The 24786-nt window shown below is 66.2% G+C and carries 19 protein-coding genes and 2 tRNA genes; 14 read left to right on the forward strand and 7 right to left on the reverse strand.

Annotated features, from left to right (window positions below; all coding sequences use genetic code 11):
* Positions 1 to 8: 8 nt before the first annotated feature.
* On the reverse strand, positions 9 to 1415 hold the full coding sequence (locus tag ACNQPB_RS16735; protein WP_498753552.1) for a macrolide 2'-phosphotransferase: 1407 nt from the start codon (positions 1413 to 1415) through the stop codon (positions 9 to 11).
* Positions 1416 to 1573: 158 nt separating this feature from the next.
* On the opposite strand from ACNQPB_RS16735, the gene nudC reads away from it, so the two are divergent.
* Genes nudC through ACNQPB_RS16750 form a run of 3 tightly spaced genes read left to right on the forward strand, consistent with a single transcriptional unit; the run spans position 1574 to position 5305 of the window.
* Positions 1574 to 2563 (forward strand): NAD(+) diphosphatase, encoded by a 990-nt coding sequence (nudC, locus tag ACNQPB_RS16740; RefSeq protein ID WP_498753553.1) that lies wholly within the window; start codon positions 1574 to 1576, stop codon positions 2561 to 2563.
* On the forward strand, positions 2560 to 4698 hold the full coding sequence (locus ACNQPB_RS16745; protein ID WP_498753554.1) for an ATP-dependent DNA helicase UvrD2: 2139 nt from the start codon (positions 2560 to 2562) through the stop codon (positions 4696 to 4698). The genes nudC and ACNQPB_RS16745 overlap by 4 nt, the downstream gene beginning before the upstream one ends.
* Entirely contained in the window at positions 4688 to 5305 is a 618-nt protein-coding gene (locus ACNQPB_RS16750; RefSeq protein ID WP_498753555.1) for a M48 metallopeptidase family protein, read from the forward strand. Before ACNQPB_RS16745 ends, ACNQPB_RS16750 begins: the two co-directional genes overlap by 11 nt.
* Here ACNQPB_RS16750 and ACNQPB_RS16755 read toward each other — a convergent pair.
* Positions 5302 to 6774 carry a zinc-dependent metalloprotease gene (locus tag ACNQPB_RS16755; protein WP_498753556.1) on the reverse strand — a complete coding sequence of 491 codons (1473 nt, stop codon included), beginning with the start codon at positions 6772 to 6774 and terminating at the stop codon, positions 5302 to 5304. The two genes, ACNQPB_RS16750 and ACNQPB_RS16755, sit on opposite strands and share 4 nt — an antisense overlap.
* Positions 6775 to 6989: 215 nt before the next feature.
* On the opposite strand from ACNQPB_RS16755, the gene ACNQPB_RS16760 reads away from it, so the two are divergent.
* The 6 genes from ACNQPB_RS16760 (at position 6990) to ACNQPB_RS16785 (ending at position 14091) form a co-directional block, all read left to right on the forward strand.
* Positions 6990 to 8150 carry a YlbL family protein gene (locus tag ACNQPB_RS16760; RefSeq protein ID WP_498753557.1) on the forward strand — a complete coding sequence of 387 codons (1161 nt, stop codon included), beginning with the start codon at positions 6990 to 6992 and terminating at the stop codon, positions 8148 to 8150.
* A 147-nt stretch (positions 8151 to 8297) separates the two neighbouring features.
* The gene (locus ACNQPB_RS16765) at positions 8298 to 11306 is read left to right on the forward strand and encodes a UPF0182 family membrane protein (protein WP_498753558.1); all 3009 of its coding nucleotides are present in this window, start codon (positions 8298 to 8300) and stop codon (positions 11304 to 11306) included.
* 158 nt (positions 11307 to 11464) lie between these two features.
* Positions 11465 to 11538 (forward strand) — tRNA-Met (locus ACNQPB_RS16770).
* A 121-nt stretch (positions 11539 to 11659) separates the two neighbouring features.
* Positions 11660 to 11733: transfer RNA gene (locus ACNQPB_RS16775), tRNA-Met, on the forward strand.
* Between the two features lie 243 nt (positions 11734 to 11976).
* Entirely contained in the window at positions 11977 to 12906 is a 930-nt protein-coding gene (locus tag ACNQPB_RS16780) for a cytochrome b/b6 domain-containing protein (RefSeq protein ID WP_498753559.1), read from the forward strand.
* 39 nt (positions 12907 to 12945) lie between these two features.
* Entirely contained in the window at positions 12946 to 14091 is a 1146-nt protein-coding gene (locus ACNQPB_RS16785; protein ID WP_498753560.1) for an acyl-CoA dehydrogenase family protein, read from the forward strand.
* Positions 14092 to 14162: 71 nt separating this feature from the next.
* On the opposite strand, the gene ACNQPB_RS16790 is transcribed toward ACNQPB_RS16785, so the two are convergent.
* Both ACNQPB_RS16790 and ACNQPB_RS16795 read right to left on the reverse strand, forming a co-directional pair.
* Positions 14163 to 14951, reverse strand: coding sequence for a PspA/IM30 family protein (locus ACNQPB_RS16790; protein ID WP_498753561.1), 789 nt, complete (start codon positions 14949 to 14951; stop codon positions 14163 to 14165).
* Positions 14952 to 15050: 99 nt separating this feature from the next.
* Positions 15051 to 17096 (reverse strand): TPM domain-containing protein, encoded by a 2046-nt coding sequence (locus tag ACNQPB_RS16795; protein ID WP_498753562.1) that lies wholly within the window; start codon positions 17094 to 17096, stop codon positions 15051 to 15053.
* A gap of 348 nt (positions 17097 to 17444) precedes the next feature.
* Here ACNQPB_RS16795 and ACNQPB_RS16800 point away from each other — a divergent pair, with 348 nt between their 5' ends.
* From ACNQPB_RS16800 to ACNQPB_RS16820, 5 genes are all read left to right on the forward strand, one after another.
* A complete protein-coding gene (locus ACNQPB_RS16800; RefSeq protein ID WP_498753563.1) occupies positions 17445 to 19064 on the forward strand; it encodes a S1C family serine protease in 1620 nt (539 codons plus the stop codon).
* A 230-nt stretch (positions 19065 to 19294) separates the two neighbouring features.
* Positions 19295 to 20086, forward strand: a complete 792-nt coding sequence (locus ACNQPB_RS16805; RefSeq protein ID WP_498753564.1) for an electron transfer flavoprotein subunit beta/FixA family protein — start codon at positions 19295 to 19297, stop codon at positions 20084 to 20086.
* Positions 20087 to 20101: 15 nt separating this feature from the next.
* Positions 20102 to 21055, forward strand: a complete 954-nt coding sequence (locus tag ACNQPB_RS16810) for an electron transfer flavoprotein subunit alpha/FixB family protein (protein WP_498753565.1) — start codon at positions 20102 to 20104, stop codon at positions 21053 to 21055.
* Between the two features lie 3 nt (positions 21056 to 21058).
* Complete coding sequence (locus ACNQPB_RS16815; protein ID WP_498753566.1) at positions 21059 to 21838, forward strand: PIG-L deacetylase family protein; 780 nt, start codon at positions 21059 to 21061, stop codon at positions 21836 to 21838.
* A gap of 74 nt (positions 21839 to 21912) precedes the next feature.
* Positions 21913 to 22455 carry a gluconokinase gene (locus ACNQPB_RS16820; RefSeq protein WP_498753567.1) on the forward strand — a complete coding sequence of 181 codons (543 nt, stop codon included), beginning with the start codon at positions 21913 to 21915 and terminating at the stop codon, positions 22453 to 22455.
* On the opposite strand, the gene ACNQPB_RS16825 is transcribed toward ACNQPB_RS16820, so the two are convergent.
* Genes ACNQPB_RS16825 through ACNQPB_RS16835 form a run of 3 tightly spaced genes read right to left on the reverse strand, consistent with a single transcriptional unit; the run spans position 22448 to position 24703 of the window.
* A complete protein-coding gene (locus ACNQPB_RS16825) occupies positions 22448 to 23206 on the reverse strand; it encodes a MerR family transcriptional regulator (protein WP_498753568.1) in 759 nt (252 codons plus the stop codon). The two genes, ACNQPB_RS16820 and ACNQPB_RS16825, sit on opposite strands and share 8 nt — an antisense overlap.
* Before the next feature lie 51 nt (positions 23207 to 23257).
* The gene (locus tag ACNQPB_RS16830) at positions 23258 to 23725 is read right to left on the reverse strand and encodes a tRNA (cytidine(34)-2'-O)-methyltransferase (protein WP_498753569.1); all 468 of its coding nucleotides are present in this window, start codon (positions 23723 to 23725) and stop codon (positions 23258 to 23260) included.
* A gap of 48 nt (positions 23726 to 23773) precedes the next feature.
* Positions 23774 to 24703 (reverse strand): J domain-containing protein, encoded by a 930-nt coding sequence (locus tag ACNQPB_RS16835; RefSeq protein WP_498753570.1) that lies wholly within the window; start codon positions 24701 to 24703, stop codon positions 23774 to 23776.
* Positions 24704 to 24786: the final 83 nt, after the last annotated feature.

The raw sequence follows: 24786 nt of genomic DNA on the forward strand, positions 1-24786 counted from the left end.
CCTGTTGGCTAGCGGTTTTCCGCGTCCTGAAGCCCGGTCTTGCCAGAGTCGGAAGGACCTTCCGCGGATTGGTCTCCGGCCGGACCGTCCCCGTCAGCGGCGTCCGCCCGGCCGCCCGCCTGCGCGGAGATGCCCTGAGCGGAGGCGCCGTCTTCGGGCGCGGAGGCGCCGCCCGCGTGCGCGCCGGTGGAGGCCGGAGGCACGATCCGGATGGCCGCTGTCGAGGCTTCCGAGGCTTCCGAGGCTGCCGGGGCTCCGCCCGCAGGTTCGGCCTCGTCCCCGGTGCCCGGGCCGGCGTCGGGAATGGGGGCAATGCTGACGGCGGGAGCAGGCACGGCGCTCACGCTGACGGCGGGCGTCGCCGTGCTGACATCGGGACGGGAAGCGGCACCGCCGGCGGGCGTGTGGCCCGGCGGCCCTGGCTGAGCCGGAGCCGGGGCGGCCCCGCCGTCGACAGCCCCGCCCGTTTCGGCGGCAGCGTCGCCCTCGGCGGTGGCCGCGTCCTGCTGGCCGATGTCGTCCGCCAAAGACTTAAGCATGCCTTCGGCTTCCGCTGTCATCACGGCGTGGCCGGCTGCGAGGGCCTTCACCAGATACTGTGCCAGGGCGAACTCGGCAAGAAGTGCCGCACGGCGCAGTAGGTGGCTGTCGGCCTTGTCCCGACGGGCCTCCGTGTAGTGCCGCAGGACCCCCTCGACGAACGCTTGCTCGTTGGAAGCTACCAGCCAGGCGAAGTCGTCCGCCGGGTCGCCGATCCGAAGATCGGTCCAGCCCGTCAGGGCGGTCACGCGGTCGCCTTCCACCAACAGGTTGTCCTCATGCAGGTCGCCATGGACAACGCAGGGGTTGAAGCGCCACAGTGCGACGTCCTCCAGCGCGTGTTCCCAGCGCCGAAGCAGGATCGTTGGAATCTTGCCCGTAGTTGCCGCCTGGTCCAGCTCATTGAGCTTGCGCTGGCGGAACTCGTTGGCTGTGTAGCTGGGCAGGTCGGCATTGTTGACCAGGGCCTGGGGCAGGTCGTGGACGGCAGCCAGGGCAGTCCCGATTTCCTTGGCCAGGGCGTCGCTGCAGGCCGAAAGCTCCTCGATGCTGCGGGTCGAACCGGCAAGGTGGGTGTAGACGAACGTGCTTAACGAGCTTTGCCGCACGGTGCCTGCGACGCTGGGAAGCAGGAAAGGAAGTTCGGCGCGGATGGCCGGGGTGAATGCCCGCAGCACCATGAACTCGGTTTCCAGCCGGGTGCTGGCTTCGGCGTGCCGGGGTGAGCGAACCCGCCAACGTTTGCCGTCGGCGTCGAGCAGAAGCGCCGAGTCGAAGTCGGCGGCGTCATCCGGGGCGGAAGCAGTGGCTGTCGGCGCCAGGCCGGGCACTGCCGCTGTTGCAATTGCGGCCAGTTCGAGCGGTGTTCTTCTCACACCTTCCAAGGTAGAGTCACCGGCGCTTGTCCGGGCGATGTCCTGCGGCGAGTCTCCAGATCGGGCCCGAAAAGCCGCCTGCGAAGGCGCTCACGCGAATGGTGGCGCCCTGAACAGGGCAAATGTAATTTGTCGGTGCGAGTCAGTACGGTATGTACATGAGTTTTACCGAGTTCCGCGCGCCGGCGAACCACCTGACGGATACCCTCCTCCCAGTCCACCCCGCCATGGTTGACAGGGGTTCCGCCGAGCGGATCAAGCCGGGCTTGATCGAGGAACTCATCGCCTCCGGATCAGCGAAGGCCATGGTCCTGGCTGAGCGGCAGGCGCTGGTCGAAGGGGACGCGCTGTGGCTGGGCGACGCCGGTGCTTTGTTCGATTCCCTCCAGGACCCTTCCGGGGCCCCGGTGTCCGCGATCTACCTGGGCAGGACACTGGCAGACGCCGCACTTCCACGGGACACTCCGGTGCTGCTGTTCGTTCCGGCGGTGACTCCGGATCCCGGCACCCTTGGCGCCCCCGCATCTACTTCGTGGGTGGGCTTCCGGGAGGTGGCTGCCCGCCTGGACGCCACTGAGACCGCACTGTTCATCCAGGCCAGCGCCATCGCCAATTGGCATGCAACCCACACCCACTGTCCGCAGTGCGGCACGCCCACCGAGGTCGAGGCCGGGGGCTGGGTGCGGCGCTGCCCCAAGGACAATTCGGAGCACTACCCGCGCACGGACCCGGCGATCATCGTCACCGTGGTCGGTCCGGACGGCAGGGTGCTCCTTGGGGGCGGCGGTCCGGCCGGTTCAATCAACCATTCCACCCTGGCCGGTTTCGTGGAACCCGGAGAGTCCCTTGAGCAGGCTGTGGTCCGGGAAATCGGCGAGGAGGTGGGGCTCCGGGTCAGCAGCTGCCAGTACCTGGGTTCCCAGTCCTGGCCTTTTCCCGCATCGCTGATGCTCGGGTTCACGGCTTTCACGGAGGACACAGAGCCGCGGCCCGACGGCGTCGAGGTCACCCGGGCGCGTTGGTTCACCCGGGAGGAACTCCAGGCAGCCGTCCTCTCCGGAGAGATCACGATTCCGTCCCGGCTGTCCATCGCGCGTTCCCTGATCGAGCACTGGTACGGCGGCACCATCGAGGACCTCCAGAAGTGACCTCCGCATCGCCCGGCTTGGCCGGTTCCTTGGAGGACCGGATCCTGGGCGGCCTCGACGCTGAACAGCGCGAGGTCGCCAGCACCCTGTCCGGACCCTTATGCGTCCTCGCAGGCGCCGGAACGGGCAAGACCCGTGCCATCACCCACCGCATCGCCTATGGTGTGCACTCGGGCGTGTACAGCCCGCAGCGCCTGCTCGCGGTAACGTTCACCGCCAGGGCAGCCGCCGAGATGCGCAGCCGCCTGCGGGATCTCGGCGCCGGCAATGTCCAGGCCCGCACCTTCCACGCGGCTGCCCTGCGCCAGCTGCAGTTCTTCTGGCCGCAGGCGATCGGCGGCACCCTGCCGAACCTGCTGGACCACAAGGCCAGCATGATCGCCGAGGCCGCGCGCCGGCTGCGGCTGAGCACGGACCGTGCGTCCATCCGCGACCTCGCTGCGGAAATCGAATGGGCCAAGGTTTCCATGCTCACGCCGGCCAACTATCTCGAGAACGCCCAGGGCCGCGGCACGCCCGGCGGCTTCGACCTCACCGCCGTCGCCCGCGTCTTTCAGTCCTACGAGGACGTAAAGACGGATCGCAACGTCATCGACTTCGAGGACGTCCTGCTGATCACCGTGGGCATCCTCCAGGAAGATCCGAAAGTGGCCGCCACGGTCCGCGAGCAGTACCGGCACTTCGTGGTGGACGAATACCAGGACGTTTCCCCGCTCCAGCAGCGGCTCCTGGAGCTGTGGCTCGGGGACCGCGACGAGCTCTGCGTGGTCGGCGATGCCAGCCAGACCATCTACTCGTTCACGGGTGCATCGCCCAAGCACCTCCTGGGTTTCAAGAAGCAGTTCCCCGAAGCCACCGTGGTCAAGCTGGTCCGCGACTACCGGTCCACTCCCCAGGTGGTGAAGCTCGCCAACGAACTGCTCGGCTCCCGCCGCAGCGGCGGCCCGGCGGCCGATGCCGCCTGGGCGAAACCCCTGCAGCTGGTGGCTCAGCGCCCGGCCGGCCCGGAGCCCCGGTTCATGGAATGCCCGGACGACGAGGCTGAGGCCGCGGTTGTGGCGGGTCGGATCCGCGAACTGCTCGACGCCGGCGTGCAGGCAAGCGAAATCGCCGTCCTCTTCCGCACAAACGGGCAGTCCGAAGCCTATGAACAGGCCCTCGCCTCGGCCGGGATCGGCTACCAGCTCCGGGGCGGCGAACGCTTCTTCGCCCGCAAGGAAGTGCGGGACGCCATCCTGCAGCTCCGCGCCGCCACCCGCGCCGCAGCCGAAACCGCAGGCGAACCGCTCGGCCAGCTGGTCCGGGACATCGTGGCATCGCTCGGCTACTCCGATTCCGCCCCGCACGGCGGCGGCGCGCTGCGGGAACGTTGGGAATCCCTGGCAGCCCTCGTGGCGCTCGCCGACGAGCTTGCGGCCAACCGCGGCCCGGAATTCGGCCTCGCCGAGTTTGTCAACGAACTCCAGGAACGCTCCGTCGCCCAGCACGCCCCCACGGTGCAGGGGGTCACCCTGGCCTCCCTGCACGCCGCCAAGGGCCTGGAATGGGACGCCGTGTTCCTGGTGGGCCTGAGCGAAGGCCTCATGCCCATTTCCTTCGCCGACACCCCGGAATCCGTTGACGAAGAACGCCGTCTTCTGTATGTCGGCATCACCCGTGCCCGCGAGCACCTCAGCATGTCCTGGTCCACGGCCCGTACGCCGGGCGGGCGCGCCAACCGTAAACCGTCGCGTTTCCTCGATGGCTTGCGCCCTGACTCCGTCGGTTCGGCCAGTGCCCGCAGCCGCGCCCTGCCCCGGCGCAAAGCGGCCGCCCCGGCGTCCTGCCGGGTGTGTGGCAGCATGCTCGCCACCGGCGCCGAACGCAAGATCGGGCGCTGCCGCCAGTGTCCGCCCAGCTACGAGGAGCAGACCTTCGAGGCGCTGCGGCAGTGGCGCAAGGACGCGGCAAGCTCAGCGGAGGTTCCTGCGTTCGTTGTCTTCACGGATGCGACCCTGACCGCCATCGCGGAGGCCCGGCCCGCAAGCCTTGAGGAGCTTGCCACCCTGGCCGGCGTCGGCCCTTCGAAGCTCGAAAAGTACGGGGAATCCGTCCTTGCGGTGTTGGCCGAAGGCGGGCAAAGCGATGCGTCCTGAGCGTGCCGTCCCCCTGACCGCACACGAGCTGACCACGCACGATGGCGCCCCTATCGTCGTGCGTCGCTCGGCCCGGCGCCGCCGCACGGTGGCCGCCTTCTGGGAGGACGGCAATGCCGTCGTCGCCATACCGGCGTCCTTTACCCAGGCACAGGAGCGCGAATGGGTGCGGCGGATGCTCGAGAAGCTCCGCCGCCAGGGGGAGCGCCGCGCGCAGGGTGCGGGACGCCGTCGGCCATCAGGGGACGCCGGACTGGCCGCCCACGCGGCGGCCCTTTCGGACAGGTACCTTGGCGGGCGGGCGGTCCCGACGTCGGTCCGCTGGGTCAGCAACCAGAACTCCCGTTGGGGTTCGGCCACCCCCGCCGAGGGGAGCATCCGGCTTTCGGACAAGCTGAAGCCCATGCCGCAGTGGGTGGTCGACTACGTGCTGCTCCATGAGCTGGCACACCTGCTGGTGGCCGGACACAACGCCGCGTTCTGGCGCCTGCTGGAGGCCTACCCGGAAACGCAACGAGCGAAGGCTTTCCTTGAAGGAGTAGCCTTCGCCACGTCGCGGGGTTTGGATCGGGATCCGGAACCCGATGGGGAAGCGGGCGGCTGTTAGGCTTTCGCCCCGCCGGGCCCGTCTTCGCTGTCGTCGTCCGGGGTGTCCCCGGCATCCAGGTCCGCAGTGTCCGGGTCCGAAGTGTCCGGGTCCGCAGTGTCCGGATCCGCAGTGTCCGCGGGGGAGTCGTAACCCCCGTTGAGCAACTTCTGCAGGGCGTCGTCCACTTCACTGTCGCTGGCCTCGGCAAGGCGGCGGCGTTCCGAGAATCCCGTGGGATCGTCCAGGTCCTCGGCTGTGGGCAGGAGGTCCGGGTGGTGCCAGATGGCGTCGCGCCCGGCGATTCCGCGCTCTTCCTTCAGGGCCGCCCACAGGGTGGCCGCCTCGCGAAGCCTGCGGGGCCGCAGTTCCAGCCCGACCAGCGAGGAGAACGCGTGCTCGGCGGGACCGCCTGTGGCGCGGCGGCGCCGCACCGTTTCGCGCAGGGCCCCGGCCGAGGGCAGCATCTTCTCCGTTGCGGCTGCGGTCAGTTCGTCCACCCAACCTTCGACCAGGGCCAGGGCGGTTTCGAGTTTCTCCAAGGCCGCGGACTGGGCGGGGGTGCGTTCCGGGGTAAATACGCCCTGGGACAGGGCCTCCTGGATGCCTTCAGGGTTGCTGGGGTCGAGGTCGCGGGCCAGGTCTTCGATCCGGCTCATGTCGATGTGGATACCGCGCGCGTAGGCTTCGATCGCGCCAAGGAGGTGTCCGCGCAGCCACGGAACCTGGACGAACAACCGCGCGTGGGCCGCCTCGCGGACGGCGAGGAACAGGCGGATGTCGTTTTCCGGAACACTGAGCCCTTCGCCGAACTTGGCAACGTTGCCCGGAAGCAAAGCCATTTCGAGGTCTGCCAGCGGGACTCCGATGTCGGTGGAACTGACAACCTCGGCGGACAGGGCACCGATGGCCTGGCCCAACTGCATGCCGAAAATTGCACCGCCCATGTTCTGCAGCATGGACGAGGCGCCGCCCATCATGGACTTCATCTCCTCAGGCATCTGCTGGGTCAGTGCGTCCGAAAGCGCGTTGGCGATGCTGTTCGCCACCGGCTCAGTCAGGCGCTTCCAGGTCCCGAGGGTTGCTTCGACCCATTCCGCACGTGACCAGGCGCGGCCGATCAGGCCGGTGGCCTGGAGGTCCGTGACTGGATCCAGCCACAGTTCTGCAAGCCGGAGTGCTTCATCGATCGCGCGGCTTTGCGCGGACGTCACGGAGGGATCGCTGCCAGCCGCGGCAACACGGCGTGCGTTCTCGTGGGCGAGCTGCCAGTTGACCGGGCCTTCGGAGCTTGAACTCATCATGGCCTGGACCTGCGAGAACATCTGCTGGAGCAGTGCAGGATCGTTGGGCAGGCCCGCTGCCTTGGCCAGTTCGGCGGGGTCGATGTCGCCCATGCCCTGGCCGCCCATCAGGTTCTTCAGCATTTCCGCCAAAGGATCCTGGGGTGAATCGTCCCCGTTGGAGGGGGTGTTGGGCTTGGAGGTCATGGTGCCGCCGATCGTCGCTGCTGACTGGTGATCATCTTCAAGTTACCGCGCAGGACCGGGGCTGTCTGCCTTGCAGGCGGCCCGTTCGCTCTAGGCAAAGCAGCGTCGGAAGGGCACGGCGTCGTAGGGTGGGACGTTGAGAAGGGTGCCGGAAAGCGAAGCGCCCGGCGTGACGACATTGCGCACCAGCCCGTGCGCGCGGAGAGGCCATTTCATTGAATACAACGCCGAACCCCTGGGAGGGTCGGGATACCGGAAGCTTCGACGACGGCGCGCACCAGTTCCAGGAGCAGGCACCCTTTGAGGCGGCAGAACAACCCCGGCAGCGCAGCGGCCGGTACACCGCGATGCTCATCGCGGGGGCGCTCGCGATCCTCCTGGGCACCGCTGCCGCGACGCTGCCCGTTCCCTATGTGGTGGAGTCTCCCGGTCCCACCTTCAACACCCTGGGCACGGACAAGGGAAAACCCGTGATCACGGTCAGCGGGCATGAAAGCTTCCCTGCCAAGGGCAACCTCGATCTGACTACGGTTTTTATCAGCGGTGGTCCCAACGGTCCGGTCAGCCTGGTGGAAGCCTTCCAGGCATGGCTCGACGGCTCCAAAGCCGTGTACCCGGAGGAACTGATCTATCCCAAGGGCACCACCAAGGAAGAATCCGAACAGGAAAGCGCCCTGGCCATGACCTCCTCGCAGGAGAACGCCGTCGCCGCGGCCATGAAGGAGCTGGACATTCCCTTCGGACAGAAGCTTGAAGTGGCTGCGCTGAGCAGCAATTCGGCGTCGGAAGGGAAGCTCCGAAAAGGGGATACCTTCACGTCGATCAACGGCAAAGCCGTGACGTCGCTCGCCGTCATCCAAAGCGAACTGGCCGCCACCGCGGGCGCCCCTGCCGCCGTCGTCGTTGACCGCCAGGGCAAAGCCGTCACGGTAAGCATCAAGCCGAACAAGAGCGACAGCGGCCGCTGGCTGCTCGGCGTGGCCTTGCAGTACAAATTCACCTTCCCGTTCCAGGTGAAGATTTCCCTTGAGGATGTCGGCGGGCCGAGCGCCGGAATGATGTTCGCCCTGGGGATCGTGGACACGATGACCCCCGGAGATCTCACGGGCGGCAAGCACATCGCCGGGACCGGGACCATTTCGCCCGATGGAGCGGTAGGGCCGATCGGCGGCATCGCACAGAAGATGCACGGCGCGCGGGCGAGGGGGGCCAGCTTGTTCCTGGCCCCTGCGGCAAACTGCGATGACGTGGTGGGCCATGTTCCCGACGGCCTGCAGGTGGTCAAAGTGGAGACGCTCGGCGACGCCGAAGCGGCCGTGAAGCGGCTCGCCGCGGGACAGGACACCTCCGGACTGCCGGCCTGCACTAAGAACTAGACTGACGGTGGAACTTAGCTCCGCCGCCACTCGTGGCATATTTGACGGCCCTGGACCGCACAGCACGGCTGGCCCGTGTTGCGCGGGACGGGCCGTCAGCACCCGCACTGACCCGTATATCTGACAACGAGCTATGAGGTACCTGGTTTGTCTCGTCCTGCAAGCACCCGCCCGTCCGGAAGACCGCCGCTGAGACGGGGTGCCCTGACTCCCACCTTGATCGTCGTGGCGCTCGCAGTCGTGGCTTTCGTGTTCTTCTCCAATGTCTGGACCGACGTCCTTTGGTACCAGCAGCTCGGCTTTTTCGAGGTGTACGTCCGCGAAAACCTTGCACGGATCCTGACCTTCGTCGGCGGGTTCGTCCTCATGTTCGGCGCCGTGTACGCCTCGATCCGGGTGGCGTACCGCGCCCGGCCGGTCTACGCGCCGGATTCCGACGTGCGTGACAATCTCAGCCGCTACCAGGTTCAGCTTGAACCGGTGCGCCGCGTGGTCATGATCGGCTTGCCGGTGCTGTTCGGGCTCTTCGCCGGCAGCGCCGCAGCGAGCCAGTGGCAAAAGGTCCTGCTGTTCTTCAACCAGGAGCAGTTCGGGCAGCAGGACCCGCAGTTCGGCCTGGACATCAGCTTCTACCTGATGAGCCTGCCGTTCCTGGGATTCGTGACCGGATTCCTGATCAGCGTGGTGGTGGTAGCCGGTATCGCCGGGATCCTGACCCACTACCTGTACGGCAGCATCCGCCTCATGGAACGCGGGGTCTTCACCAGCCGTGCCGCGCAGATCCACCTCGCAGTGAGCGGCGCGCTGTTCCTGCTCCTGCTGGGCGCGAATTTCTGGCTCGACGTCTACGGCACCGTGCAGAACAATGGCGGCCGCTGGGCGGGTGCTCTCTACACGGATGTCACCGCCGTCGTGCCCACCAAGTCGATCCTCGCGGTCGCTGCGGGCCTGGTGGCCATCCTGTTCATCGTCGCCGCCGTCATCGGCCGCTGGCGCCTGCCGGTGATCGGCACGGCGATGCTGATCATCACTTCGATCCTGGCCGGCGGGGTGTACCCGTGGGTCATCCAGCAGTTCCAGGTGCGGCCCTCCGAGCAGACCTTGGAGAACAAGTACATCGAGCGGAACATCTCGATGACCCGGTCCGCGTACGGTCTGGACAAGGTCGATGTGCAGCCGTACAAGGCAACCACCACCGCAAGCACCGGCGCACTGGCGAAGGACGCCCAGACGGCGGCCAACATCCGCCTGCTGGACCCGAACCTGGTGTCCTCGGCGTTCGGCCAGCTTGAGCAGTACCGCCCGTACTACCAGTTCCCCAAGGCCCTGAACGTCGACCGCTATACAGTGAACGGCAAGGTCCAGGACACCGTCATCGCGGTCCGTGAGCTGAACGCCGACGGCATCAGCGCGGGCCAGCAGACCTGGTACAACAAGCACATTGTCTACACCCACGGATATGGCGTGGTGGCCGCCAAGGGCAACAAGCTCACGGCGGACGGCAAGCCCGACTTCCTGCTTTCCGGTATCCCGTCCAGCGGTATCCTTGGCAACGATTCGAACTACCAGCCCCGGATCTACTTCGGGGAAAACACCGAGGACTACTCGGTGGTCGGCGCCCCGGACGGGTCGACGCACCGCGAGCAGGACCGTCCCGCCGGCAAGGACGGCTCCACCGACACCCAGTACACCTTCACCGGGAACGGTGGCCCGAACGTGGGCAACTGGTTCAACCGCATCCTGTACTCCATGAAGTTCCAGTCCTCGGACCTGCTGCTGTCCGACGGCGTGAACGAGAAGTCCCAGATCCTCTACGACCGCACGCCGCGTGAACGCGTGGAGAAGGTGGCTCCGTACCTGACCGTGGATGGCAACGCCTACCCGGCCGTGGTCGACGGCCGTGTCAAATGGATCGTGGACGGCTACACCACCAGCCAGTACTTCCCGTACTCCCAGCAGCAGCAGCTGCAGAACGTCACGGCGGACACGCAGACCAGCACGGGCCGCACCGCGGTGCTGCCCAACAGCACGGTCAACTACATCCGGAACTCGGTGAAGGCCACGGTCGACGCCTACGACGGCTCCGTGGCGCTGTACGCGTGGGACGACCAGGACCCCATCCTGAAGTCCTGGCAGAAGATCTTCCCGAGCACCATCAAGCCGTATTCGGAAATGTCCGGGCAGCTCATGAGCCACGTCCGGTACCCCGAGGACCTGTTCAAGGTCCAGCGCGAACTGCTGGGCCGCTACCACGTCACCAACCCGGACCGTTTCTACAACAACGTGGACGCCTGGAGCGTGCCGAACGACCCCACAGTGACCGGTGCCGACGCGGTGAAGCAGCCGCCGTTCTACCTGTCCCTGCAGATGCCGGGCCAGGCCAAGCCGGCCTTCCAGCTGACCTCCTCCTTCATCCCGCAGACCGTCAACGGCAACGCCCGCAACATCCTGTATGGCTTCCTGTCGGCTGACTCCGACGCCGGAAGCTCCAAGGGCGTGAAGGACCCGGGCTACGGCCAGTTGCGCCTGCTCCAGCTGCCCACCGATACCCAGGTGCCCGGTCCCGGCCAGGCGCAGAACAAGTTCAACTCCGACCCGGAGGTGTCACAGGCGCTGAACCTGCTGCGCCAGGGCGCTTCCGAAGTGCTCAACGGCAACCTGCTGACCCTCCCGGTCGGCGGCGGCCTGCTTTACGTGCAGCCGGTCTACGTGAAGTCCACGGGTGAAACCTCGTACCCGACGCTGCAGCGCGTCCTGGTCGCCTTCGGCGACAAGGTGGGCTTCGCGGCCACGCTTGACGAGGCCCTGGATGACCTGTTCGGCGGCGATTCCGGCGCCACCGCGGGGGACTTTGCCAACAACGGCCAGACGCCGCCCACGTCCCCCACCAACCAGAAACCGGGCGTGGAGGATGCCAAGGCAGCCCTCAAGGCGGCCCTCGACGAGGCCAACAAGGCTCTCCAGGACGGCCAGGCCGCCCTGGCCAAGGGCGACTTCGCCGGCTACGGCGCGCAGCAGAGCAAGCTTGCCGCAGCGTTGAAGAAGGCGCTCGACGCCGAAGGCCGCCTTGGCGTGACGCCGTCACCTACGTCTTCGCCGACGTCGACCCCGACGCCCACAACCACTGCGACGCCGAGCCCGACGCAGAACGGCTGAGGTCCGGTAACGGAAAACATGATGGAGCCGGTGCTGCCAGCGATGGCGGCACCGGCTTCTGCCGTTTCCTCACGGAGACCGCCCTGCGGGGAGGAGACGGACGTCACGTCACCAGGATTTGGCCGGACATTCACTTGACGGTAAAGTAGTTCATGCGACGCGGGGTGGAGCAGTTCGGTAGCTCGCTGGGCTCATAACCCAGAGGTCACAGGTTCAAATCCTGTCCCCGCAACTGGAAGAAGATCCGGATCAGTGCCAACTGATCCGGATCTTTTGTTTTCCCAGGGGCGCTTCCATCGCCGGGAGGCGGTGGTCAGGAGCCCGCCGAAAATAGGGTAAAGTAGAGACCGCGACGCGGGGTGGAGCAGTTCGGTAGCTCGCTGGGCTCATAACCCAGAGGTCACAGGTTCAAATCCTGTCCCCGCAACTGGAAGAAGATCCGGATCAGTGAAAACTGGTCCGGATCTTTTGTTTTCCGGCCCATGGAGAATAGTTGGATTTCCTAGTATTCTCGGTTTTGGGCGCCCGGACGGCAGGGAAGTTCAGCAGGAACAGGCACCCGAGGGCCGCATCCGAAGACTGGCGTAACAGGCGTTGGCTGCGGCAGGCGAAAGCCTGTTAGCTTGATGCGTCCATGATTGCCAAAGTTCCCCGAGAGGTGTCTGCGAAGATGTCCGCCCCCACGAAAAAGCCGTCAGCAAAGCAAAGCAAATGGCTTCGACCGGTCCTGGCCGTTTCCGGCGCCCTGCTGCTGCTTCTGATCCTCGTGCTGCTGGCCAAATGGTTCACAGGCACCACCGCCGGGCAGTCCTTCCTTCACGATTACCCGGGCCGCTCCGAACTGCCCGTCGGCACCGAGGTGGGGATCCCGGCATGGCTGGGCTGGCAGCACTTCCTGAACGTTTTCTTCCTCGTGCTTATCGTCCGCTCCGGCTGGCAGGTACGCACCGCCAAGCGCCCCCCGGCATACTGGACCCGCAACAACAAGGGCTTTATCCGCACCAGGAATGCACCGACGAAAATGAGCCTGGACCTGTGGTTCCACCTCACCCTGGACGCCCTGTGGGTCCTCAACGGACTGATCTTCATCATCCTGCTTTTCGCCACGGGCCAGTGGGTGCGGATCGTGCCCACCAGCTGGGACGTATTCCCGAACGCGGTCTCGGCCGGCATCCAGTACCTTTCCCTTAACTGGCCCGTTGAGAACGGCTGGGTCAACTACAACGCCCTCCAGCTGTTGACGTACTTCCTCACCGTCTTCATTGCCGCGCCGCTGGCCATCCTCACCGGCCTGCGCACGTCATCGGCCTGGCCCAAGAAGGCCGCCGTCAACAAGATCTACCCGATCGAAATCGCCCGTGCCATCCATTTCCCGGTAATGATCTACTTCGTCGCGTTCACGCTTGTGCACGTCACTCTGGTCCTCGCGACCGGAGCGCTGCGCAACCTCAACCACATGTACGGGGGCAGCAGCGACGAGAACTGGATCGGTTTCGGGATCTTCGCCGCATCGCTCGCCGTGATCGTGGCCGCCTGGTTCCTGGCCAGGCCCTTGTTCCTTCGCCCCATCGCATCCTTGACGGGGAAGGTCAGCAAATAACCCTGGCAGCTAGCCGGCCAACCCGGATAAGGAGTGCCCATGTTCGAGCTCAACGAAGAGCAGCAAGCGGTCGTCGAGATGGTCCGCGACTTCGCGGCAACCGCCATTGCGCCGCATGCTGCCGAATGGGACGAACATAAGCATTTCCCTGTGGATGTCCTGCGGGAGGCCGGCGGGCTTGGGATGGGCGGCATCTACGTCAGCGAGGAATTCGGCGGTTCCGGTCTTAGCCGGTTGGATGCCGTGCTGATCTTCGAAGAGCTCTCCAAAGCGGACCCAAGCATCGCTGCCTACATCTCCATCCACAACATGGTGGTGTGGATGATCGATGCCTTCGGTAACGACGAGCAACGCGCCAGGTGGGTGCCGCAGCTTGCGTCCATGGAGGTCCTGGGCAGCTACTGCCTGACGGAGCCGGGCGCCGGCTCGGACGCCGCGGCCCTGACCACCAAGGCCGTGCGCGACGGCGACGATTACCTTTTGACGGGTACCAAGCAGTTCATTTCCGGGGCCGGGGTCGCCGGGGTGTACGTGGTCATGGCCCGCACCTCCGGTTCGGGCAGCCACGGCATCACCGCTTTCGTGGTGCCGGGTGACGCCCAGGGGATGTCCTTCGGTCCGAACGAGAAGAAGATGGGCTGGAACGCCCAGCCCACCCGGCAGGTGATATTCGACGGCGTCCGCGTGCCTGCCGCCGACAGGCTGGGGGAGGAGGGCAGCGGCTTCGCCATCGCCATGAAGGGTCTGAACGGCGGCCGCCTCAACATCGGGGCATGCTCCCTGGGCGGTGGCCAGGCCGCGATGGAGAAGTCAATTGCCTACCTGAGCGGGCGTTCGGCTTTCGGCGGCCCCCTCATCAACCAACAGGCGCTGCTGTTTGACATCGCCGACATGGACACGGAGCTCGAAACGGCCAGGACCTTGCTGCTGCGGGCCGCTGACGCCCTGGAACGGGGTGCACCGGACACCGTGCGCCTGTGCGCCATGGCCAAGCGCGTTGCCACCGACGCCGGCTTCAACGTGGCGAACAAGGCCGTCCAACTGCACGGGGGGTACGGCTACCTCTCCGAATACGGCCTGGAGAAGATCCTCAGGGACCTTCGGGTGCACCAGATCCTCGAAGGCAGCAACGAAATCATGAAGCTCATCGTCGGGCGCCTGGCCGTTGAGGCCAAGCACGGCTGAACGGGCAAACGCAACAGCCCGGTGCAGGTCCAGGAGGACCGGCACCGGGCTGTTGCGTAATGGCTCCCGGTTTACAGCTTGTCGAAGTCCGCTTCGTTGATGGCGGGCGTGGCGGGGGCCGCGGAACCGCTGCCGATTGCCGCGGTCGTCCCGCCGGACTTCAGGGCCGCAAGGCGGGCTTCGATCTCGGTCTGCTCGCCGAGGTCTTCCAGCTGGTTGAACTGGGCATCCAGGCTGGAGGCGGCGAGTTCCTGCTGGCCGAGGACCTTGGCTTCTTCGCGGCGGATCTTCTCCTCGAAGCGTCCCACTTCGCTGGTCGGGTCCATGATGTCAATGCTCTTGAGGGCATCGTGCACCTGGGACTGGGCCTGGGCGGTCTTTGCACGGGCCACCAGTTCGTTGCGCTTGGCGGTGAGCTGGTTGAGCTTGCTCTTCATCTGGTCCAGGCCAGCCTTGAGCCGGTCCACCACCTCGGTCTGAGAGGCGATGTTCGGCTCGGCGGCCTTGGCTTCGCTCTCGGCAGTCATTCCGCGCTGGATGGCAACCTTGGCCAGGTTGTCGAACTTCTCGGCATCGGCAACATCACCGGCGGCGCGGTACTCATCCGCCTTGCGGGACGCGGCGAGGGCCTTGTTGCCCCAGTCCTGGGCGTTCTTGATGTCCTCGTTGTAGTCGGCCTGGAGCATCCGGAGGTTGCCGATGGTCTGGGCAACCGCGGACTCTGCCTCGGCAATGTTGTTCGTGTAGTCACGGACCATCTGGTCCAGCATTTTCTGCGGGTCCTCAGCCTGGTCGAGCAAGGCATTGACGTTTGCCTTGGCGAGCTGCGCGATCCTGCCGAAAATGGACTGCTTAACCATGGTGTTGCCTTTCGTCCTGCTCAGTGGGTCCCACTGAATCCAGTGATCAGTTGTTGTACCGCTCTACGTGGGGCATTTGGCCCCGCCTAGTCTTGTGGGCTAGAAGCTCCCGGAGTCTCCTCCTCCGAAGTCGCCGCCTCCGCCATCCCAGCCGCCGCCGTCGCCGCCGCCGAAGAAGCCTCCACCGCCGCCGCCGTCGCTGTGGCCGCCGCCCCAGCCGCCCCCGCCGCTGTTGAAGATGGAGTTGATAAGGATGCCGCCAAGAATGGCGCCGCCGAGACCGCCGCCACCGCCGCCGCCGAACATGCCGCCGCCGTAGCCCTGGTTGGCGTAGCCGCCGAACTGTTCGACGTCGGACTGGGCCACCTGTGCGGCCTGGGCCGCCAGCGCGTGGGCCTGCTGTGCGTAGGCAAGCGCCGTGACGGGGTCGTTCCGGGAGATGGAGAGCGCGTAGTCAAGATTCCGCTGCGCTTCGGCGAGACGGGTCCGTGCTTCAGTACCCACGCCGCCCCGGCGGGCCGTGATGTAGTCGGAGGTGGCACTGATCTGGGCTTGGGCCGCCATGATGGTCTGCTGGAGTGAAGCCTGCGCGCGGCGGGCCTGCTCCTGCTGGTCACGGATTCCGCCGAGGGACTGGTCGAGGGCCTGGTGCGCCTTCTCCACCTTGTCCAGGGTGGCGATGGGATCGATCTTTCCGGCCTGGATTTCGGCCTTCACCTGGGCCAGGGCGGACTCGACGCCGGCCACCGGTCCTGCCAGTTCCGGGTGCTCTCCGGACTGGATCATGGCTTTGGCCTGCGCCAGGTCCTGGCTGGTGTCCACCACCGCCGATTCAAGGGCCGTCCTGGCCTCGTCGAGGCTGCCGGCCACCTTGGAAATGGCGTCGAGGAGGACGTTGGTCTGGTGCAGTCCTTCTTCAGCGGCGCGGACCGCAACCGCCGCGAGGCTGTTTTCACCCGAAGAGAGTTTTTCACCCGCGGTCTTCTCCGCGTTGTGGACGAAAGCGAGGCGTTCCTTTGCTTGCGTGATGTTGTCGGCAACCGGAGTCAGGGCACTGTCGGCGTACTTCGCGCGGAGGCCGTTGAGCGACTGCTCGGCGCTGGCGATCTTCGCTTCCGCTTCGCTGACGCCGGTACCGACGGTCGCCAGGGCTTGCGGGGCCTTCTTTTCCAGCTCCCGCAAGGAGTCGAAGTCTTCCTTCTGTTCCCTGAGCGAAGCCAGCGCGGCTTCGGAACGGCGGATGATCTCGCCGAGCCAGCTGCGCTGCTGCTCTTCGGTGTCCGGAATGTGGTCGTCGAGCTGCTGCTGGAGTTTGAAGGACTCCGTCATGTGGCCCTTGGCTTCCTGGAGTGCCTTCGTGAAGTTCCCGACGGCGGCATCACCGTATTGCGCCTGCGCGAAGCCGAGTTCCTGCTCACTGGACTTGATGGCGTCATCCGCTTCAATCAGGAGGGAACCACCCTTGCGGCGCAGTTCCTCGACGCTCATCGACGCCAGCGGATCGGGCTCTCCCTGCCCCGGGGCATATCCGGCGCCGGAAGCCACCGCGCCCTTCTTCCTGCGGTTGCGCAGGTACAGGTAGGTGCCGACGCCGCCGGCCGCGACGACGCCAGCGCCGACGAGCACGGCAGCGCCGGAGCCGCCGCTTGGCACATTGCCGCTGCCGCCGCCGGCGGCATCGCCAATGGCGGCCGCGGTGTCGATGGCTGCCTGGGCGTAGTCTTTCTTGCCGCCGGCGAGGTTGGCCACGATCGCGTTTTGGGTGATGTTGGAGGTCTTTGAGGCGATGGCGCTGGCGGAGTTAGGGGCGAAGTAGTATTTGCCCTCGGTGGCGATGGCAAGGATCACATCGGCTTTACCAAGACCTTTGCGGGTTGCCGTCGCCTGGCCCCAGGCCTTGGGATCCGAAGGGTTGGTGAACGAGGGCACAGTGACAACGTAGAGGTTGTACTTGTGGTCTTTCAGGAGCTTCTGGATGGCATCCTGGACCTCACCCTTGCGGCTGCCGAGGACGTTCGCATCATCGACGATGTTCTGCCCGGAAGGGATCGTCACCGGGTCATCAGCCCATGCGGACGCAGCCGGGAATGCCAGCAATCCGGTCAGGCCAACGACGGCGAGAACTCGTTTCAACATTGACCGCATGCGCAACCCTTCAGCACGTCTGCGACTGGTCCAAGCCGGACCAATCGTCACAGAATGCAGCAGCGCCCCCACGCATGGTTTGTAGAGCCGCAGGTCGCTGTGGCAATTCCATTTTGATTCTATGGTGCACCCCAAAGGGCGTCCACGGCGCCGAATATGCCGCCAGCGAAACGCGGAGAAAAGCCGGAACCTCCCGCGTTGTAGACAGTTTTTGCAGCCGAACATCCGGGTGTCCGAGGGAGGATGCCCGAGGCCGCTTCCGCGTTCAGCAAGCTTTCAGCAAACATCCGATCTTGATCCAGCAAAAAAGGCCATAGTTAATGCCAGACGAGGAAGAAAGGAAGTCCCATGACGGAGAACCCAGCGCAGGGCCCGGGATCCGAACGCGAGACCCCCGAGCAGAACAATGCGGAGGTCCAGCCCGGAGGCGCGGCCGACCGGCCCGCAGGCACCCCTGCCGGAGGCGAACAGCGGCCCGGGGAGCAGCCCACCACCCGGCTGCCCGCCTACGAGCCTGGCCGGCCCGTCCAAGCAGGCCCGCCCTCGCAACCCGGACAGCCCGCCCAGCAGCCGCACCCGGGCGAGGCTCCAAACGCCGGCCCGTCCTACCCGCACCATGCTCCCTTCTACGGTGGCAGCCACCCCGGCAGCAGCGGCTATCCCGCGCACATGCCAACGCAGCAGCACCCCACCCAGCAGTTCCCGCACCCCATGGGTGCCCCGGCCGGTGCCCAGGGAAACACGGCAATCGCCACCAAGCGCAAGCCCGTGTTCGGCGTCGGAACCCTCGTCGCCAGTATCCTTGCGGCCGGGCTCGTCGGTGGCGGTGTCGTGGCCGCTGGCAATCAGCTCTTCGACAACCAGGCCCCCGCGTCCAGCACCGGCAGCCAGGGCGGTGGCACCGTCATCGTCAACAACAAGGACGACGTCAACGCGATCACGGCCGCGGCAGCCAAGGCTTCCCCGAGCGTGGTCACCATCAAGGCCACCAGCGGCAGCGAAGGCGGCACCGGTTCCGGCGTCATCATCGATGACCAGGGGCACATCCTCACCAACACGCATGTGGTGACCCTCGACGGCGCCACGGCCAACGCTTCGATTGAAGTGCGTACCCACGACGGACGGGTCCTGAAGGCAAGCGTGGTCGGCACCGACCCCTTGTCCGACCTCGCGGTGATCAAGGTTGCGGACGCGTCCGGCCTGGTCCCGGCGACCCTGGGTGACTCCAGCAAGATCAACGTGGGGGACACCGCCGTCGCCATCGGCTCGCCGCTTGGCCTCACCGGCACGGTAACGGACGGCATTGTCTCCACCTTGAACCGCACCATCAGCGTGGCTTCATCTGCCGCGCCGAAGGAATCACCGGACAGCTCGAACGGCAACGGCGAGGGCGGCTTCGAGTTCGCCCCTCCAGGTGAGAGCCGGAACCAGGGCAGCTCCAACCAAGGCTCCATCTCCATCAACGTGATCCAGACGGACGCGGCGATCAACCCCGGCAACTCGGGCGGCGCCCTGGTCAACAGCAAGGGTGAAGTGATCGGGGTCAACGTGGCGATCGCCTCCGCCGGCAGCAGCACCTCCGATTCCTCCAGCGGCAACATCGGCGTGGGCTTCAGCATCCCGATCAACCACGCCAGGCGGGTCGCCGAGGAAATCATCAAGGACGGCAAGGCCAGCCATGGCCAGTTCGGCGTCAGCGTCCAGGCGAAGTCGGCCACCGGAAGCAGTTCCGGCTTCTCCGTGGGGGCCGAGGTAGCCAGTGTCACCAAGGGTTCCGCCGCCGAGAAGGCGGGGGTCAAGGTGGGCGATGTCGTGGTCAAGTTCGCCGGGCAGGTCATCAGCGACCCCAACCAGCTGACGGCCGCCGTGCGTGAGCAGGCAGCCGGCGCCACCGTCAAGGCCACCATCCAGCGCGACGGGCAGGAACGTGAAATCGACGTCACCCTGGACGCCGCGCCGCAGCCGTAGGGCCTCCCTGCAGAAGTAGTGCGAACAACGGGGCGGAAAGCGGGCGGCACCATCCGGTGCCGCCTGCTTCGTCGTCCCGGTGCCGCAACAGGCGTTAATCGGGCACATCGTATTGCGCCGCAATATGCTTAGCTAGGACGAAGCCCGCGAGCCGGGCGCCCATGGCCATGCGCCCAGCCGCTGGCCATCCTCAAGCAAGGAAGGCTGCCTCGAACACAGTGGAAGAGACATTGAAGATTGTTGTTCTGGTCAAGCACGTCCCTGACGCGCAGTTCGACCGACACCTCACGGGGCAGGGAAACACTGTCGACCGTGACGAAAGCATCCTCTCGGAACTGGACGAGTACGCCCTTGAGGCCGCGTTGCAGCTGAGCGAAGCCCGTGGCGGTGCCAAGGCAGGCAATGAAGTCATTGCCTTGAGCATGGGCCCGGCCGGAGCCGTGAACTCCGTCAAGAAATCCCTGCAGATCGGCGCCAGCTCCGGCGTCCACCTCAGCGACGACGCCCTCGCCGGGTCCGACGCCGCCGCCACCTCCCTCGCGCTGGCCGCGGCCATCCGCTACCTCGGCCCCGTGGACCTGGTGCTGACCGGCATGGCCTCCACCGACGGCGAAACCTCCCTGGTACCGGCACAGCTTGCCGAACGCCTCGGTGTGCCCCAGGTGACCTTCGCCTCGGCGCTGGAACTGAACGGCACCACCCTGACCGCACGGCGCGACGGCGATGGCCGCTCGGACACCGTGGAGGCGTCGTTGCCCGCTCTCGTCTCCGTGACCGACCAGATCAACGAGCCCCGGTACCCGAACTTTAAGGGCATCCTGGCCGCCAAGAAGAAGAAGATCACCACGCTGGCGCTGTCCGACATCGGCGTTGACGCCGGTCAGGTCGGCGCCGCCGGTTCGCTGACCGCCGTCGAGACCGCCGCTGCCCGCCCGCCGCGTACCGCCGGCACCATCATCACCGACGAAGGCGACGCCGGCATCCAGCTGGTTGACTTCCTGGCCGCCCAGAAGCTGCTCTAAGAGGACCCAAGACACATGGCAAAAGCACTTGTTTTCATTGACAACCCGGGCGGCTCGCTGAAGAAGAGCAGCCGCGAGCTGCTCACCATTGCCCGTTCGCTCGGCGAGAGCGCGGTGGCATTCAACGGCGAACTGCACGACGACGTTGCTGCGGCCATTGCTGCCCACGGCGCCACGGCGGTCTACCGTCCGTCCGCCGCCGACCTGGATGACTACCTGGTGGCTCCGAAGGCCGCCTACCTCGCCGCGGCGGTTGCCGCCTCCGGCGCGGACACCGTCCTGCTGGAGAACTCGGCGGACGGCAAGGAAATCGCCGCACGCCTGGGCGTGAAGCTGAATGCCGGCGTGATCACCGACGTCGTAGGGGTCGACGCCGACGGCACCGCCCACAAGTCGGTCCTGGCCGGTGCCTACACCACTACTGCGAAGGCGCGCACCGCCGTCGCCGTCCTGACGGTCAAGCCGAACAGCGTCGACGTCGCCGAGGCCCCCGCCGCTCGTGCCGCGGAGACCGTCACCGTTGAAGTTCCGGCGGACGCCACGGCCTCGGCCGCGCGCATCACGGGGCGCAGCGAACGTCCCGCCAGCGGACGCCCGGAACTCACCGAGGCCCGCGTGGTCGTGGCCGGCGGCCGCGGCGTTGACGGCGACTTCGGCCCCGTCGAGGAACTCGCCGATGCCCTCGGCGGCGCGGTCGGCGCTTCCCGCGCGGCCACCGACGCCGGGTGGATCGGCCACGACTTCCAGGTCGGGCAGACCGGCAAGACCGTCTCCCCGCAGCTGTACATCTCGGTGGGCATCTCCGGTGCGATCCAGCAGAAGGCCGGCATGCAGACCTCCAAGGTGATCGTTGCGATCAACAAGGACGCGGAGTCTCCCGTCTTTGAAATCGCCGACTTCGGCATCATCGGGGACCTTTTCAAGGTTGTTCCGCAGGCGACCGAAGAGATCAAGAAGCGGAAAGGCTGATCCTTGAACTCTGACACCACGTCAGCAAAGAGCCCGTTCAACGCCTCCACGGAGAGCGTTGAGCGGGTGCTTTGTTTTACCGCCCACCCCGACGACATCGATTTCGGCGCCGCCGGCACCATCGCCGCCTGGACTGCTGCAGGAGTGCAGGTCAGCTACTGCATCATGACCGACGGCGATGCCGGCGGCTTCGACGCCGACGGACACCATGCGATCACCGATACCCGGACGCAGGAACAGCAGCGTGCCGCGGCGATCGTCGGCGTCGAGGACATCCATTACCTGCACGAGCGCGACGGCTATCTCGAGGTGAATCATGGCGTCATCAAGCAGGTGGTGAAGCTGATCCGCGAGATCCGTCCGCAGATCGTCCTGGCCATGCACCCGGAACGCAACTGGGACCGGATCCAGAAGAGCCACCCGGACCACCTTGCCGTGGGCGAAATTGTCACCCGGGCGGTGTACCCGGCTCTGGAGAATCCCTTCGCCTACCCGGAAATCGCCGAGGCCGGGCTCGAGGCCTACAAGCTGCCGTGGCTCTGGCTCTTCGCGGGTCCGGAGTCCCGTGAGAACCATTTCGTCGATGTCACCGGCAAGGTGGAAGAGAAGCTCGAGGCGATCCGGGTCCACGCCAGCCAGCACCCGGACCTCGCCGCCATGGAACGCACGGTGCGCGGCATGATGCAGCACACCGGGCGCCGGGCGGGATTGCCGGAGGGCCGCAGTGCCGAGGCTTTCCATGTCGTCTCTGTTAACGGGTCCCAGACCATCGCCGGGTTCTGATATTGCCGCCGTGTAACGCATGTCATATGCTTGAACACGGTTAAATCATATTTATTTAGGAAGGCAGACTTTCAATGGCGAAGACTGCGCAGCAGCCCGTCCTTGTGATCATGGGCGTTTCGGGCTCGGGCAAATCCACTGTCGCCGGTGTCCTGGCCGGACGCCTCGGCTGGGACCTCGCGGAGGGCGACGACCTCCACCCGGAAGCGAACGTGGCGAAGATGCACTCCGGCCAGCCGCTCACCGATGAGGACCGCTGGCCCTGGCTCGAACTGATCGCCGGCTGGATCCGCTCCCGCACCGAGGCGGGGGAGCCCGGAATCATCACCTGCTCGGCGCTGAAGAAGCGGTACCGGGATGTGCTGCGGGGCGAGAATGTGGTGTTCGTTTTCCTGCAGGGCAGCAAGGACAAGATCTCCGACCGCCTGGCGTCCCGGCACGGGCACTTCATGCCGCCGTCGTTGCTTGAATCCCAGTTCGACGCTCTCGAAGAGCCGGGTGCGGACGAGAACCACATCTCGTTGTCCGTGTCGGCTTCCCCGACGGAGGAAGCCCAGGAGGTCATCGAGCGTCTGGAGCTTGTGGCCAACGACGCTGCGCAGGGCGGGATCAGCTAAGCCGCGCCTGCGCGTAGGCCGCCATCGCGTCACTCATGTAAGCCGCCAGGCGTTCGTCGTACTTGTCGTGGAACGCTTTGAAGCGGGCATCCTCCACGTACATCCGGCCGAGGGCCGCATACGAGGCGCGGCCCGGTGTCCAGCTGCGGAGGATCCACTGGTAGTGGAGCTCGACGGCGGCCAGGGTGGCGGCGTCGTCGGCCGGCAGTCCTGCATTCAGGCAGTCCAGGACGGCGCGGTTGGCGGCGTCGGCCTGCTCCATGAACTCCCGCTTCTGGTCAGGGGTCATGGCCGCGTGGCGGGCCTTGGATTCATCCACCACCTTGTCGCCCCAGCGTTCACGGGCTTCGGCCTCGTAGGGATTGTTGTCGAAATCCTTGAAGATGTTTTCGGCGGACATCGGTGCTCCTCGACGTAGTGCTGTGATGGTGGCGTCGACTGTCCTGGACATGCGGTCCAGGCGGTCGCGCTCGGCCAGCAGCCATTTCCGGTGGACGGCGAGTGCCTCCACGGGATCGGCTTGGCCGTCCAGAACTTCGCCGATGGTTTCGAGCCCAAGGCCAAGTTCCCGAAGCAGGAGGATCCGTTGCAGGCGCAGCAACTCCGGCTCCCCGTAGTAGCGGTAGCCGTTGTGCGCGGTATACGCCGGTTCCAGGAGTCCGAGCTGGTCGTAGTGCCGCAGGGTCCGCGATGAAACCTTGCTGGCCTTCGCCACTTCGGAGATGCTCCAGGTGCCTTCTTCCTGCTTCATGGTTCAAGCGTAGAAGTTGACGTTACGTCAAGGTCAAGGCTTTTCGGCGGGTCAGATCGTCGCGCCCGAAAAACCGTTCTGCCGCCACGCTTCGTACACCGCAATCGAGGCGGCGTTGGCGAGGTTGAGCGAGCGCAGCGACGGCAGCATGGGAAGGCGCAGCCGCGCGGTGATGTGCGGATCCTGTTTCAGCCAGTCCGGCAGGCCCACGGATTCGGGCCCGAACAGCAGCACGTCGCCCGCCCGGTAGGAGATATCCGTGTAGGAGGTATCGCCGTCGGAGGTGAAGGCGAAGACGCGTTCCGGCTGCAGGGCTTCCCAGGCCGCGTCGATGTCCTTGTGCACGGTTACGACGGCGAGGTCGTGGTAATCGAGCCCGGCCCGGCGCAATTTCGCGTCGGAGAAATCGAAGCCGAGCGGCTCCACGAGGTGCAGTTCGGCGCCGGTGATGGCGGCCAGGCGGATGGCATTGCCCGTGTTGCCCGGGATTTCAGGGGTGTGGAAGAGGATGCGGAACACGGATCAATCCTAGCCAGCCCCGGCGCCTTCCATTGCCAGCGCGGGACGTCAGTGCATGCCGCGCAGCAGGCGCGCCAGCACCGGGACCACCACGGTATTGGGCACAGGGCCGGAGGACAGGAATTGCTTGAGACCTTTTGCGAGCCCGGCGGCGTTGACCACCTGGACGCCTGCGCTTTCTTCGGCGTGACGGTAGCGGTCGATCACCGGTTCGTGCGGGTTGGTGTCCGGCCCGTGGACCACCACCCAGGCGGTCACGTTGAGCTCGGGAAAGATGTCCTGCATGTGGCGCGCGATCATGTCCAGCTGCGGCGGAGGAACGGCGCGTCCTCCATGCCTTAGGGCCACCCCGTCCCAGGCATAGGCGCCCCTGGGCAACAGCATGGAACCGATCAAGGCCAATCGGTAGCCGGCCAGGACGGCATGGTCGATGTGGCTGTTGTCCGAGGGGGAGCGGAGTCCGTTGATGAGCCGGGCGGAAGGGATTGCCGGCAGGACCTGCCGGCTGATCAACTGCACGGTGCGCATTTCCCGCTGGATCCTGGCTTCGGCGCCAAAGATCCCGCGCCTGCGCGGCATCCCGTGTACTTGCTGGGCGGCCTCTGCGGCGGAAAGCAGCGGAACTTCAAGCGGGTCATCGAAGGCCGGGACGTAGACGGGGGCGTCGCCGGCCGTGTTGCGCGGGACGTTGGGACGGTGGACGGTGGTGCGGCTCGCGGGGCCAGGGTCAGTGCTTGTGCCGTAGTCGGCAGGGGTCGCGGGCCGGACGCTTGCATAGCGGCGGTCGTATTCGGCCCGACGGCGGGGATCCACCAAGGTCTCATAGGCAAGGGTCACCTGCCGGAACACCGCAGGATCTCCGCCGTGGTCCGGATGGGCCAGCCGGGCGGCCTTGCGGTAGGCCCGCTTGATCTCCTGCTCCGTGGCATTCACGGAGACACGGAGTATCTGATAGTGGGAGCTGCTGCCCTCGGCCAAGCACGGCCCTTTCTCTGGAAGTCTGGGTTCGGGGCCAGTTTAGCCAGCCTTCAGGGACAACGAACCACGACCTCCCTCCGGTT

Source organism: Curtobacterium sp. LFS079 (genome assembly GCF_047977865.1).
Taxonomy (GTDB): domain Bacteria; phylum Actinomycetota; class Actinomycetes; order Actinomycetales; family Micrococcaceae; genus Arthrobacter.

Coding starts and splice junctions, on each gene's coding strand:
- ACNQPB_RS16755 (WP_498753556.1), bottom strand. CDS start 6,774: ATGACCTCCAAGCCCAACACCCCCTCCAACGGGGACGATTCACCCCAG.
- ACNQPB_RS16790 (WP_498753561.1), bottom strand. CDS start 14,951: ATGGTTAAGCAGTCCATTTTCGGCAGGATCGCGCAGCTCGCCAAGGCA.
- ACNQPB_RS16780 (WP_498753559.1), top strand. CDS start 11,977: ATGTCCGCCCCCACGAAAAAGCCGTCAGCAAAGCAAAGCAAATGGCTT.
- ACNQPB_RS16810 (WP_498753565.1), top strand. CDS start 20,102: ATGGCAAAAGCACTTGTTTTCATTGACAACCCGGGCGGCTCGCTGAAG.
- ACNQPB_RS16820 (WP_498753567.1), top strand. CDS start 21,913: ATGGCGAAGACTGCGCAGCAGCCCGTCCTTGTGATCATGGGCGTTTCG.
- ACNQPB_RS16785 (WP_498753560.1), top strand. CDS start 12,946: ATGTTCGAGCTCAACGAAGAGCAGCAAGCGGTCGTCGAGATGGTCCGC.
- nudC (WP_498753553.1), top strand. CDS start 1,574: ATGAGTTTTACCGAGTTCCGCGCGCCGGCGAACCACCTGACGGATACC.
- ACNQPB_RS16795 (WP_498753562.1), bottom strand. CDS start 17,096: ATGCGGTCAATGTTGAAACGAGTTCTCGCCGTCGTTGGCCTGACCGGA.
- ACNQPB_RS16825 (WP_498753568.1), bottom strand. CDS start 23,206: ATGAAGCAGGAAGAAGGCACCTGGAGCATCTCCGAAGTGGCGAAGGCC.
- ACNQPB_RS16800 (WP_498753563.1), top strand. CDS start 17,445: ATGACGGAGAACCCAGCGCAGGGCCCGGGATCCGAACGCGAGACCCCC.
- ACNQPB_RS16750 (WP_498753555.1), top strand. CDS start 4,688: ATGCGTCCTGAGCGTGCCGTCCCCCTGACCGCACACGAGCTGACCACG.